Here is a 12,246-nt window from a genome sequence, read left to right as displayed (position 1 = left end):
TTACTATATTAAAGCGATATATTGATATGAATAATTTAAGAATAAACTTATTGAGACCATTCTTCTCTTATTTAAATGCTTTATTTATATAATAATAGTAATTATTTTATAATATATGACTTTTAATGTAACTTATTATGGATCTAGTGGATGGCTTCTCGAAATTGCTAATTTTCGAATTTTGGTCGACCCATGGTTAGTAGGCACCCTTTCTTTCCCTCCTGGCAAATGGCTTTTTGAAGGTAATTTAAATACTCAATTGCCAATCCCAGATAATGTAAATCTGATCCTTCTTACACAAGGTCTAGCTGATCATGCTCACCTGCCAACTTTGGCACTTTTTGATAGATCCATAGAAGTTGTTGCATCCCCCTCTGGCTCTGAAGTAGTTACTAAAATAGGCTTTCAAAAAGTTAATATACTTAAACCAACTCAATATATAAAATATAATGCTTTAACTATTGAAGCTACTCAAGGTGCTTCAGTCCCAAAGATTGAGAATGGATATTTATTAACGCATCCTGATGGCTCATTATATATTGAACCCCATGGGTTTTTGGATAAAAATATAGGATATAGAAAGCTAGATGCAGTAATTACCCCTGTTTTAGATTTGAAATTACCTTTAGCAGGAAACTTTATTAATGGTAAGACTATACTTCCAAGACTAATTGAAAAGTTTGAGCCTAAAACTATATTATCAAGTACTACAGGTGGTGATTCTACTTTTAAGGGTTTTATTAATAAGTTAATTACTATTGATGGCAGTTTAGAGGAAGCATCGAAGTCTATTCCACAACAAATAACATTTATAAACCCTACTCCAGGTAAGAAATATGTACTGAATGGTTTTTAGGTATTTATTTTATTAGATCTGTTAATAGGAGCCATTACTTTTTAGATATGGTTTATCTTAATACTTCCAGTCTTTCAGGGATTTAGTGTTAAAAAAAACTCTTTTCAAAGATAGTTTAAAGATAATTTTTGCTGCACAAATCCTTTTATGTGAGCTTTGTATGTCTTATTAGTGACTTAAGTACATGTAATTAATAAAGAATAATACATGCTTAATAGATTTTTGTATGTAAGTTTATTTATTAATGAACCATTAATGAAAATGTCAGCTGAACAAATTCAATATGTGAGCGCATTGATCTCTGCACATCCCCCTATTATTATAGGCACCTTATGCATATTTATGTATATTAGAGGGAGAATCCTGCATAACGAAGTTAAGAGCAGTTCTTAATTAAACCCTTATTTAATATAAATACAATTCATTAGCTTTTTGTTTAAATGGAAACTTTCAAATACATTCTTTTCGGAATTGCTGGATTAAGTATGATCTTTTGGGTAGCAGTAATAGCTTTGTGGCATACATATATGCTCCCCAGATTTTTTAGAGAGGATTATAAGCAAAACGATAATTTTGATTTTAATTCAAGTCAAGAACTAATTGGCGAATCAGGCCTGGCTAATAGAGGTAAGTATTCCATCCAGTCTTTTGTAATTGCTGACTTTAATCCAATTGAAAGTGGATATGGAGTCAATAGGCTTTATACAACTATGCTAATAAGCCTTGGCTTCATGAGTTTTATTCTTTTAACTTATGGCCTTCATAGCGGATTTATGCTTTATGGAATATCCTAGGCATTCATTTGATTATTAGGTTGAGATAGGTTTTCTTAAATCCAATTGCACAAATCTAATTTCTATCTGAATTTTATTGAGAGATAGCCCGTTTGAAGAAATCTCTTAGCCCCTCATCAGTTAGATCAGGGATGCTCCATGTCTCATCGTCATCGAAATTAGTATCTTCTATCCATTCTCTAAATTCTGAATAAAGACAATCCCTATTGCCTTTTTCTATTTCTAGCATCCTGGATACCACAAAACTTAGTATGAGCCTGCGGCTGCTCTCACCGGAAATATGGGAATATTCCATGAGCTTAACTATTTCTTTATATTCTATCTCTTTTTGGTCATGATTGGCTCTTTTGCTTTTTCCAGCTTAATTATTTAAGAAGTATTAGCCCATAGTCTCGAAGGCTTTTTGTAGGACCTAGTTTTCAACTCCCAAGTAAACAGGTTGCATCATGCCACCGCCCTCATCGTCATCATCTTCGTTGTCAGCAAAAAATATGAAAATTATTGCCACTAATGCCAAGCCATAAGAAAAAGCAATGGTTTCAATTTCCGTCAAGTTCTCTTTTCTAATTCCCGAGAGCTTACTCCACTTGGTCGATATTAAACAAATATTCAGAAAATGATACTTTTTAGTAATATTGATGATTTATTAATCAATAGTATCATTTTAGATCAATTATCAATGTTAATTGATTGAATTTTAAATTTACAAGGTACGGGTTCTATATAGTTATTATTTACATGCACTTATTCTTGGCTAGAAGATGCCAGGAGCTATCCATCCAAAGATAGTGTAATTAACAAATGCGGCAAATAAACCAATCATAGCAAGCCTACCATTGGTTCTCTCTGCAGTTTTTAAAAAGCTGTTGTTCATCAGAATATGCCAGGGATAATTTGTCCTGTAGTAATGTATGCACCCAAAAGAGCCAGGAAGCCAATCATTGCCCATCTTCCATTAGCCTTTTCCGCTTCTTCGGCATAATTTGTATAGCTTTCAATAAGTTCGGGCTTAGCTTCTACAGGAAAAACGTTTTGACGATTGCCTGACTCGGTTGTTATTTGGGTGGAGGATGTCATGTGTATAAAAGTTAGAAAATGCCTGGAATGATTTGCCCAGTAGTTGCGTAAGCGCCAAATGCTGCCACAAAACCGAGCATTGCTGCCCAGCCATTGAACTTTTCAGCTTCAGGAGTCATGTTTAAAAAGATTGCTATGTAAAGCAATGTAACATACTTTGTGAACTAGTGTGAAGTAATTTTCTTTCAGGCCTTCGCTTTACTTGTCTAAACTCTGGTCTTGAGAATGTTTTTAGTCAAAAATGAGCTTTTTACATTTAGCTGTTGGCTTTTTCGTTCTCCCAGCAATGCTTTATTTGCTTACCCTTTTGATTGGATTTGTTGGTTACAAGAACAATCTTAAATCGCAAGGTATAGAGCCTAAGCTTTGAGAATGATTTTTTCAAAAGCCTTAAGGAAGGAAACAGAGGAATTTTCTCTAGAGCTGAAAGAAACCCTTAAATGCAAGGATGAGGATATAGAAAGGTTTTTCGTCTCTATTCTTAAAATTGAAAATTATGAAAGGGCTTTGATTGACAAGGAATAATTTGGTCCGTTACATAAACTAAGCACCTGCTTCAAAATTCCATAAAAACTAGTCTTTTAATTTCTTTCGCCAGTTGAGGCCTTCTTATGCTTGATCTCAAAACTCTGGCTTTTCGTATTAATAGCAACAAATATAAGTTAACTAAATAAAGACCTTTAACTATTCCGTCCATATTAATTGAGCTGGATGTAGGGTTCCAGGGGTATAGCGCCTTTTTCGCTCAAAAAAAATTATGCAGACTTACGGAAACCCAGATGTCACCTATGGGTGGTGGGTTGGTAATTCTGTTGTGACCAACCGTGCTGGCCGATTTATTGGCTCTCATGTTGGACATACCGGAATTATTTGCTTCGCAACAGGTGCAAGTTGTTTATGGGAGCTTGCACGTTTTGATGCTTCCATCCCAATGGGGCATCAAAGCTCTATCTACCTATCTCATTTGGCATCTCTTGGAATAGGTTTTGATGAGGCTGGTGTATGGACAGGAGCAGGTGTAGCAACAATTGCAATTTTCCACCTGATTTTTTCAGCTGTCTATGGAACTGCTGGACTCGCACACTCTCTATTTTTTGACCCTGATCTCAAAGAAGGTCCAATAGGCAGAGTAGATAAGTTCAAATTGGACTGGGATAGCCCTGACAATTTGACCTTTATACTCGGTCATCATTTGATCTTTTTAGGAGTCGCCAATATTTGGTTCGTTGAATGGGCAAGAGTTCATGGAATCTACGATCCAGCTATTGGAGCTGTTAGAACTATTTTCCCTGGTTATGGGGATTTCGGAATGGTTTGGGGACATCAATTTGATTTCATCAAAATAGATAGTCTTGAAGATGTAATGAGTGGCCATGCATTCCTTGCTTTCTTACAGATAAGTGGTGGGGCCTGGCACATTGCTACCAGACAAATTGGTGAATACACCAAGTTCAAAGGGAATGGCCTTCTTTCTGCAGAAGCTGTTTTGTCTTGGTCTTTGGCAGGTTTATTTCTAATGGGAGTTGTTGCAGCATTTTGGGCAGCTAACAACACAACTGTTTACCCAACAGAGTGGTATGGAGAACCTTTAGAGCTCAAGTTTGGTATTTCACCTTACTGGGCAGATACTGGTGATACGTCAGATTGCAAATACTTTCTTGGACATACTACGCGTGCTGCTTTAGTTAATGTTCAATATTATTTTGCTTTCTTCTGCCTCCAAGGGCATTTATGGCATGCTTTGAGAGCTCTTGGCTTTGATTTTAGACGAATTGCTAAAGCCATAGGAGGCCTGACTGAATCAACGGCTTCATAAGTCATAAGATCAGTTGCAAATAAAAAAGCCTCGCTATTTAAGCGAGGCTTTTTTATTTGCTTAAAACCGAACCTCAATTTCTTTTCAAGCAAGTAAATTCCTTAATTAGAATTTTAACGCTATTTCGATTAATCCTTTTTAGCCCAAGGATCAATCCTTTTTGAGTCGTCAGAATAGTAAAAGAATTGAGAAGCGCCAAAAAATGCCCCTAAGCCGCATAATGCAGCTCCTAGGTTGAAACCTCCTGATGGCTTGATTATCCCTATGTCAGAAGGATGAGGTAGTTGTGTAGCGAAATCTAGGAAGTGATTTGGATCAATCATTGATTTTGAATTGGGAGTTTTATAAATAACCCAGGTGGCCACTTTGCCATACCCGCGCTTAGTAACTTTACATCAGGTTTTATATAGCAAAATGATCCGATGCATAAGATTGATAAAGACAAATAAAGATCTGCTCAAATCTCAAAAAAACCATAATTGGAATTTACTAAGCGAGCTCCTTGATAATTCTTTCAAAATTTAGTCTGGGTTATGTATTTCGTTAGTAATGATGAATTCACGTTTGGACCTTGAGTTGCTAAATGCATTGATGCTTTAAAAGTTCTTGGAGAAGGTTTTATTAAAAAAACCTCGCTTTTGAGAGCGAGGTTTCTTTGCGTAAAGAACTTGAATTTAGGTTTGTCTCAAAAATTATCCACAAAGAAAAATGGAATTAATGATCAAATTCAAGAAATCAGGATGGGTCGTTTAGTCCGTAATAGATGAATTGACTTACTTGAACGAATGCGATTAGCCCACAAACGGCTGCTAATGGATTAAATCCACCAACAGTAATTGTTGCTAGCAAAGGGGTTGAATGAAGGAAAGTAAGCATTTTGAGCTGCTAAGTAGTTTGAAATTTCCCTATAGATAAACACAAAGAGACCAAAAATATTCATCTCGTTGCACGTTGAAAAAAAGTTTTTTCTTTCTCTTTAATAAAGACCCTTAACTTTTCCGTCCATATTAATTGAGCTGGATGTAGTGTTCATGGGGTATAGCGCCTTTTTCGCTCAAAAAAGATTATGCAGACCTACGGAAACCCAGATGTCACCTATGGGTGGTGGGCTGGAAATGCTGGGGTTACTAACCGTTCAGGCAAGTTCATAGCAGCTCATGCTGCTCATACAGGCCTTATAACATTTGCTTGTGGTGGTAGCACCCTTTGGGAATTATCACGCTTTGATCCTTCATTACCTATGGGGCATCAAAGTTCACTGTTTCTGGCTCATTTAGCTTCTATCGGCATTGGTTTTGATGATGCTGGAGTGTGGACTGGAGCAGGAGTTGCAACAATTGCAATTCTCCATTTGATCCTATCCATGGTTTATGGAGGTGGCGGCCTTTTGCATTCTGTTTATTTCACTGGTGATATGCAGGACTCAGAAGTCCCTCAGGCTAGAAAATTCAAATTAGAGTGGGATAACCCTGACAATCAAACCTTTATTCTTGGACACCATTTGCTTTTCTTTGGTGTAGCCAATATTTGGTTCGTCGAATGGGCAAGGATTCACGGTATCTACGATCCTGCTATTGATGCAATACGCCAAGTCAATTACAACCTTGATCTTACTCAGATCTGGAATCATCAATTTGATTTTCTAGCTATTGATAGTCTCGAGGATGTCATGGGTGGCCATGCATTTTTAGCTTTCTTCCAACTTGGTGGGGGAGCTTTCCATATTGCAACTAAGCAAATTGGTACATACACAAAGTTCAAAGGCAAGGGATTGCTTTCTGCTGAAGCAATTCTTTCCTGGTCATTAGCAGGTATTGGTTGGATGGCATGTGTAGCCGCTTTCTGGGCTGCAACAAATACAACTGTTTATCCAGAGGCCTGGTATGGAGAAGTCCTTCAATTTAAGTTTGGGATTGCTCCTTATTGGATAGATACTGTCCCTGGCGGTACTTCTTTTGCGGGGCACACAACTAGGGCTGCCTTAGTTAACGTTCACTACTATCTTGGATTCTTCTTTATTCAAGGTCATCTTTGGCACGCATTGCGGGCTATGGGCTTTGACTTCAAGAGATTGCTTGATAGAACTGGTCCTTTCGGTATCCCAAGAACTCTTTGATTAGAGGCCTTTAATTAATTGCCGCTTTATAGAGCCAATAAAAAAACCCCTATATATAGGGGTTTTTTTATTGGAATTTAAAAGACATAAAAAAGCAAAGCTAAAAGCTTTGCCTTTTTACAAATTAAATTACTGCAATGGGTTTGGAACGTTTTCTGAAAAGAATTTAACGTGACAATTTTTGCCTTTCTGTCCCTTCAAACTTTTCAGGATCATTGCAGTCTCTTGCATACCAATGAAATTGAGATACTTGAATTATTGCAAGTATTCCAAATAATACTGGTGCCAATTGAAATCCACCTGATGGCTTTACTAAACCTATATCTGATGGGTGAGGTAATTGTGTTGCGAAATCCAGTAAATGCGAGAAATCAATCATCAAGTTAGTGAAAATCAAGTGAGTTATAGCCTAGAGCTTAAGCTTATTGTCAAGAAATTTCTTTTTTGACATTACTATTAATTAAATCAATAGCTGAAAGTCAATATTGCATATGTGTTAAAAGCTCCCAATTAAATTTTCGTTTGAGTTTGGCGAAAAAGTTTGTTTCTAGTGAAAAAAAACTTGAGGGTTAAAAAAATGGCTTAAGAGCTGAAAAGAAAATTGTTTTCTGAAGAGCTTTTTTTTCGCTCCAATTCCTTCATCTTTGACTCTTAAGGATTTTTTTTATTATTTCTATTTTTTTTATTTTGAATTCATAATTACTGCGTAATTGATTCCTTTGCACAATGAATTTGGCTCGCTCTTAGCTTTGTAAAGCCTTGCACTGCAGTGATTTGGCTTAAAATTTTTAGCCAAACTCAATTAAAATACTTGCTTTAGAACACCCTTGGAAACCAGTTTTTTTTTACTGATCAAAAAATATTTCTTACTAACTAAATAAAGACCTTTAACTATTCTGCGCATATCCTTTGAGCACAGTGTAATCTTCATTGGATATTCGCCTGTATTGCTTAAAAATTATGCAGACCTATGGAAATCCAGACGTTACCTATGGATGGTGGGCTGGGAATTCTGTGGTTACTAACCGCTCTGGCCGATTCATTGCCTCTCATGTAGGACATACAGGCTTGATATGCTTTGCGGCTGGTGGTAGCACTCTTTGGGAGTTGGCTAGGTACAACCCAGAAATACCTATGGGGCATCAAAGCTCTTTGTTCTTGGCTCATCTTGCTTCTGTTGGCATTGGCTTTGATGAAGCTGGAGCTTGGACAGGGGCTGGCGTTGCAACTATTGCAATTTTTCACCTTATTTTCTCTATGGTTTATGGAGGAGGAGGCCTTCTTCATGCTGTTCTTTTTGAAGAGAATGTAGAAGATAGTGAGGTTTTGCAAGCTAAGAAATTTAAGCTTGAGTGGAATAACCCTGATAACCAAACCTTTATTCTTGGTCACCATTTAATTTTCTTTGGTGTCGCTTGTATTTGGTTCGTCGAATGGGCAAGGATTCATGGTATTTACGACCCCGCTTTAGGAGCAGTTCGTCAGGTTAATTACAACCTTGACCTATCCATGATTTGGCAAAGGCAATTTGACTTCCTTTCTATAGACAGTCTTGAGGATGTCATGGGGGGACATGCATTTTTAGCTTTTGCTGAAATTACTGGTGGTGCTTTCCATATCGTTGCAGGATCTACTCCATGGCAGGAGAAGCGTCTTGGTGAATGGAGCAAATTTAAAGGTGCTGAATTGCTTTCTGCTGAAGCAGTCCTTTCTTGGTCATTAGCAGGTATTGGCTGGATGGCAATTGTTGCAGCATTTTGGTGTGCTTCTAATACCACTGTTTATCCAGAAGCTTGGTACGGAGAGCCGCTTCAGTTTAAGTTTTCAGTTTCTCCTTATTGGATAGATACTGGTGATCTTTCTGATGCCACAGCTTTTTGGGGACATTCAACTAGAGCTGCATTATCTAATGTTCATTACTATCTTGGTTTCTTTTTCTTGCAGGGTCATTTTTGGCATGCACTTAGAGCCTTGGGATTTGATTTCAAGAGTGTAACTAGTGCCATAGGTAATGAAAAAACAGCAACCTTTACTATCAAATCCTGAGAACAAAGGTTTTTTTAATTAACTTCTTTAATTTTTAAAGAAAAATCTAAAAAGGAAAGCCTTGCTTTTTAGCAAGGCTTTCCTTTTTTGGCGTTAAATAAAATAGAAGTCATGGCACCAGAGTTTGTATAAGAAAAGACATTGAATAGTGCTTTCTGTTCTTCCTGCATTCGACTAATGATTTATGACAATTAAGTTATTACTATTCACATGACGGTAGGTATTTACTTCGCGACAACCACAGGGAAAACAGAGGATATAGCTGAAAGGCTACATGGCTTATTAAATGGAGCGGAGGCTCCAAAAGATATGTCTGATGTCGATGATCTCAGTGAATTTGCTAATCATGATGCAATTATCTGCGGTATTCCTACTTGGAATACTGGTGCGGATTCAGAAAGATCTGGAACTGCATGGGACGCTATTCTTGAAGACATTGCTGAACTAGACCTTTCAGGAAAGCAAGTAGCAATATTTGGCTTGGGAGATTCATCTACTTACACTGAAAACTACTGCGATGCTATGGAGGAACTTCATAGATATTTCAAGCAAGCAGGGGCCAGCATGGTTGGCTATGTAAGCTCTAAGGAATATACCTTTGACGAATCCAAGAGTGTTTTAGGTGATTCGTTTTGTGGATTACCTTTGGATGAGGATAGTGAGTCAGATATGACCGATACAAGAATTTCTCAGTGGGCTAATCAGTTAAAAGGAGAGATTGCTGGAATTAGTTAAGATTAAATTTCTTCAATTGATCAAATAAACTTAGGTCGAAAAAGAATTTAAATACTTTAATATTTACTCATTCTGATCTCAGAGCTAATAATCCTTTTAATCGTCGAATTCAGGTTTTGGTTTCTTTTTGACCTTCCCTGTAATTAGTTCATGTAAAGCATTTAGAGAGTTGTAAACTTCTTTGAGTTCTGTAAGCTCAGGTAAAAGTCCATCTTGACTAAGCATTTGGTCTAAATCCCTAAGCTCTTGGCGTATATACCGCAAATGGGAGCAGACTTCTTCTCTTTTGCTGGTTGACATAGAAAAACTTTCAATTTTTAAAGGCTAATACTTTAGTAGTATCTTGCAAAACCCTATATTTCTGCCCAGTAATAAATCAAAAAATTCTATTTTGAGTAGGATTGCAAATTCACATTTAACTCTGATTTCAGTAAATGGTTTTAAGTAAGTCCTTTAAACTATCCAAAAGTGGAACCGTTGTACCCCCAGTTTTTTGCAGGAACATCTTCAAAGTTTATGTAAATTCGATCTTTTTCTATTCCTAAAATATCGTGTATAAGTTCACATAATTCCTGAGACATTAATGAAGGATTCAGAGAACCTATGGACCTAACCTCTATATGGCAACTGGCATGATCGTTTCCTCCAAACAAGATTTTTACTCCTGTTTGTATTGTCACCATTACATATTTCTCTGGTTTTCCTGTAAGGCTTGTTAGACAAGAAGACAATGCTTTTAATACCTCTTTCTCGCCTTTTATATCTGTAATAGATGTTTTTAAATTTATTAGAGGCATAATCAGAAATTAAAATATGAAAATTATTTTGACTATAAACGTTCCATTTTGAATTTCTATAGATATTTTCAAAAGTGCAAGGTTAAAGAAAAAAGGATATTCTCCCCTCTTCACAAGTTTTAAATTTCGCGATGTGGATTTAATTTTGTTATATTGCCTAAGCTAAATAAGTGGGTCTTGATGAAGGACGAATTGCAGTCATTGGTAGTTAGGAGTTCGGATCCCTTGGAATCAGCAAATAACCAGTCTTTATTTGTTGGAAGTGCTTTAGTATTTTTTAATCTTCTTCTGATGTTTTGCCTTGGCTTTTACTGGATAAACCCTTCTGTGCATCAATTTATTTCTGGTCGACCTCTATAGATATGCATTGAAAAGTCTTTGAGCTTCTTTAGACTTTTTAAAGAAGGTAAATGGATTTTTAAATCAAGTAAATAATTTTCCTTAAGGAGAGATAATTTAAAAACAATTTAAGTTGCAGGAAAATTCACCATGATTTCTTATCGATTCTTCCTTGGAGTACTTGCTTTCTTTATAGGAGCTGTATTTTTTATTATTCCCTTGGAACCAGTTGAAGCAGTGCTCCAAGAAGGTGACGAAGTTCCAAACTATGTGCGATCTCAAATTACTGGTATAGATCTTCATGGCCAAGACTTGTCAAAATCTTCTATTGCTGGAGCCACAGCAAGAGATTCAAACTTGAGTAACGTAGATCTTCACGGAACTGTGGTTACTTTGGCTGATCTTAAAGGCTCCAATCTTAATGGAATAAATTTGACAGATACTCTCTCTGATCGAGTTAATTTTCAAAAAACAGATTTAAGAAATTCAATTCTTGTAAATATGATTGCTTCTGGAAGTAGTTTTGCTGGTGCCCTTATTGAAGGAGCAGACTTCTCTTATGCAGTTTTAGACAGAGATGATCAAAGGAATCTTTGCGAAATAGCAGAAGGAGTTAACCCCATAACGGGAATAGCTACTAGAGATAGCTTGGAATGCTCAGATAATTTAGGTGGCTATAAGCCTGCCATGCCAGGACAATAGAGAGAATTCTTGCAACTGGTGGTTTTTTAAATCCTTTTTCTATATCTCCTTTGGAACATATTTGTGGATATTTGACGCTGATAAGAGTGATAGTTAGTTTGACCTCCTATTAGGAGTCAATGAATAATTTAAGACCCTATACAGTTCGTTACCGCTCTTTTGATAACGGAAAACTTGAGAACTGTTTTTATGCAAGCGATTCATTTGAAGCGAGAATGCTTGCTATGGAATTTAATAAATATATTAAAGACCATCCTAATTGTATTGACCTTATTAGATGTGAGGAACAACTCCTACCTCAAAGTCGTAAATAAATAAACCAAGAAAGTAATTTTATATTGACTTATAAAATATATGATTAATTAGGAAATTAATCGGAATCACAATGGTATTTCTTCTATTGCATAGTTATAGATTTTTGCTTTATTGGAAGTAAGCCTAGTATTGAGATTTTGAAGAAATTTTGGCCACAGCGAGAACTACCTAAAGGTTTTCTAACTAAAAAACCTAGATTAGCTTGTCAGGACAGCGTATTTTCTTTAATTGGGGAATCTAAAATTAATGAAAACCAAGAAGAACCTTTTCTCTATAGCAAGAATAAAACGGTGTTAGATAAATATTTGGATTGTTCAAGCCTTATACATTGGGCTAATCGCAGATTTGAAGAATATATTTTTAATAGTTAATTTTATTTGTCAATGTTATTATTCCTTGGATTGTCAAACATATTTTTTATTTCCATTCTTTGTGTATATATAAATACCACCTCTGCTACCTTTGTAATAGATTTTACCACGCATCTTTGATTTGCCAAATTTACTTAGCCTTGATCTGTGAATGTTAGCTTTTTCAATTAGACTTTCTTCAGTGTCTGATGAGCATATCTTTATATTAATGTCAGGACAAGTAAGTAGTTTGTCAAAATAACGTTCGTTAAATCTTTGGATTGTTTTGTTCCTCTGAATAAT

The 12,246-nt window shown here is 36.1% G+C and carries 18 protein-coding genes and 1 pseudogene; 9 read left to right on the top strand and 10 right to left on the bottom strand.

Annotated features, from left to right (window positions below; translation table 11 throughout):
* Nucleotides 1-115: 115 nt before the first annotated feature.
* Together O5635_RS03055 and O5635_RS03050 are read left to right on the top strand one after the other, a co-directional pair.
* A complete protein-coding gene (locus tag O5635_RS03055) occupies nt 116-856 on the top strand; it encodes an MBL fold metallo-hydrolase (protein WP_036902589.1) in 741 nt (246 codons plus the stop codon).
* 440 nt (nt 857-1,296) lie between these two features.
* Complete coding sequence (locus tag O5635_RS03050; RefSeq protein ID WP_036902590.1) at nt 1,297-1,650, top strand: hypothetical protein; 354 nt, start codon at nt 1,297-1,299, stop codon at nt 1,648-1,650.
* Between the two features lie 73 nt (nt 1,651-1,723).
* Here the strand turns inward: O5635_RS03050 and O5635_RS03045 are convergent, their stop codons facing one another.
* From O5635_RS03045 to O5635_RS03025, 5 genes and pseudogenes are all read right to left on the bottom strand, one after another.
* Entirely contained in the window at nt 1,724-1,945 is a 222-nt protein-coding gene (locus tag O5635_RS03045; protein WP_036902591.1) for a hypothetical protein, read from the bottom strand.
* Nucleotides 1,946-2,062: 117 nt separating this feature from the next.
* Nucleotides 2,063-2,203 carry a hypothetical protein gene (locus O5635_RS03040; protein ID WP_193742029.1) on the bottom strand — a complete coding sequence of 47 codons (141 nt, stop codon included), beginning with the start codon at nt 2,201-2,203 and terminating at the stop codon, nt 2,063-2,065.
* Between the two features lie 201 nt (nt 2,204-2,404).
* Nucleotides 2,405-2,512: pseudogene (locus tag O5635_RS03035) on the bottom strand (chlorophyll a/b-binding protein); the annotation flags it as partial.
* An 11-nt stretch (nt 2,513-2,523) separates the two neighbouring features.
* Nucleotides 2,524-2,727 carry a chlorophyll a/b-binding protein gene (locus O5635_RS03030; RefSeq protein ID WP_036902593.1) on the bottom strand — a complete coding sequence of 68 codons (204 nt, stop codon included), beginning with the start codon at nt 2,725-2,727 and terminating at the stop codon, nt 2,524-2,526.
* Nucleotides 2,728-2,738: 11 nt separating this feature from the next.
* A complete protein-coding gene (locus O5635_RS03025; protein ID WP_011125327.1) occupies nt 2,739-2,846 on the bottom strand; it encodes a high light inducible protein in 108 nt (35 codons plus the stop codon).
* Nucleotides 2,847-3,099: 253 nt separating this feature from the next.
* On the opposite strand from O5635_RS03025, the gene O5635_RS03020 reads away from it, so the two are divergent.
* Both O5635_RS03020 and O5635_RS03015 read left to right on the top strand, forming a co-directional pair.
* Nucleotides 3,100-3,252, top strand: coding sequence for a hypothetical protein (locus O5635_RS03020; protein ID WP_193742030.1), 153 nt, complete (start codon nt 3,100-3,102; stop codon nt 3,250-3,252).
* Nucleotides 3,253-3,484: 232 nt separating this feature from the next.
* A complete protein-coding gene (locus tag O5635_RS03015; protein ID WP_036902594.1) occupies nt 3,485-4,543 on the top strand; it encodes a chlorophyll a/b binding light-harvesting protein in 1,059 nt (352 codons plus the stop codon).
* A gap of 128 nt (nt 4,544-4,671) precedes the next feature.
* On the opposite strand, the gene O5635_RS03010 is transcribed toward O5635_RS03015, so the two are convergent.
* Nucleotides 4,672-4,908: a hypothetical protein gene (locus O5635_RS03010; protein WP_241462963.1), complete on the bottom strand. Its 237-nt coding sequence runs from the start codon at nt 4,906-4,908 to the stop codon at nt 4,672-4,674.
* Nucleotides 4,909-5,278: 370 nt separating this feature from the next.
* Nucleotides 5,279-5,419, bottom strand: coding sequence for a hypothetical protein (locus tag O5635_RS03005; protein WP_193742031.1), 141 nt, complete (start codon nt 5,417-5,419; stop codon nt 5,279-5,281).
* Between the two features lie 190 nt (nt 5,420-5,609).
* Between O5635_RS03005 and O5635_RS03000 the strand changes: the two genes are divergently transcribed.
* On the top strand, nt 5,610-6,659 hold the full coding sequence (locus tag O5635_RS03000) for a chlorophyll a/b binding light-harvesting protein (protein WP_036902595.1): 1,050 nt from the start codon (nt 5,610-5,612) through the stop codon (nt 6,657-6,659).
* A 166-nt stretch (nt 6,660-6,825) separates the two neighbouring features.
* Here O5635_RS03000 and O5635_RS02995 read toward each other — a convergent pair whose 3' ends face one another.
* Nucleotides 6,826-7,056: a hypothetical protein gene (locus O5635_RS02995; protein ID WP_241462964.1), complete on the bottom strand. Its 231-nt coding sequence runs from the start codon at nt 7,054-7,056 to the stop codon at nt 6,826-6,828.
* A gap of 563 nt (nt 7,057-7,619) precedes the next feature.
* Between O5635_RS02995 and O5635_RS02990 the strand changes: the two genes are divergently transcribed.
* Together O5635_RS02990 and fldA are read left to right on the top strand one after the other, a co-directional pair.
* Complete coding sequence (locus O5635_RS02990) at nt 7,620-8,705, top strand: chlorophyll a/b binding light-harvesting protein (protein ID WP_036902598.1); 1,086 nt, start codon at nt 7,620-7,622, stop codon at nt 8,703-8,705.
* 210 nt (nt 8,706-8,915) lie between these two features.
* Entirely contained in the window at nt 8,916-9,440 is a 525-nt protein-coding gene (gene fldA / locus O5635_RS02985; RefSeq protein ID WP_036902599.1) for a flavodoxin FldA, read from the top strand.
* A gap of 96 nt (nt 9,441-9,536) precedes the next feature.
* On the opposite strand, the gene O5635_RS02980 is transcribed toward fldA, so the two are convergent.
* Both O5635_RS02980 and O5635_RS02975 read right to left on the bottom strand, forming a co-directional pair.
* A complete protein-coding gene (locus O5635_RS02980) occupies nt 9,537-9,740 on the bottom strand; it encodes a hypothetical protein (protein WP_036902600.1) in 204 nt (67 codons plus the stop codon).
* Nucleotides 9,741-9,898: 158 nt separating this feature from the next.
* Nucleotides 9,899-10,237, bottom strand: coding sequence for a phenylpyruvate tautomerase MIF-related protein (locus O5635_RS02975; protein ID WP_036902601.1), 339 nt, complete (start codon nt 10,235-10,237; stop codon nt 9,899-9,901).
* Nucleotides 10,238-10,726: 489 nt separating this feature from the next.
* On the opposite strand from O5635_RS02975, the gene O5635_RS02970 reads away from it, so the two are divergent.
* The gene (locus tag O5635_RS02970) at nt 10,727-11,278 is read left to right on the top strand and encodes a pentapeptide repeat-containing protein (protein ID WP_036902604.1); all 552 of its coding nucleotides are present in this window, start codon (nt 10,727-10,729) and stop codon (nt 11,276-11,278) included.
* Between the two features lie 119 nt (nt 11,279-11,397).
* Complete coding sequence (locus tag O5635_RS02965; RefSeq protein ID WP_036902605.1) at nt 11,398-11,592, top strand: hypothetical protein; 195 nt, start codon at nt 11,398-11,400, stop codon at nt 11,590-11,592.
* The last annotated feature ends 654 nt before the right edge of the window (nt 11,593-12,246 follow it).

The organism is Prochlorococcus marinus str. MIT 0919, from assembly GCF_027359375.1.
In the GTDB taxonomy this organism is placed as follows: domain Bacteria; phylum Cyanobacteriota; class Cyanobacteriia; order PCC-6307; family Cyanobiaceae; genus Prochlorococcus_D.
Note: the sequence above shows the minus strand (reverse complement) of the source record. Positions and strands in the feature narration are given on the sequence as shown.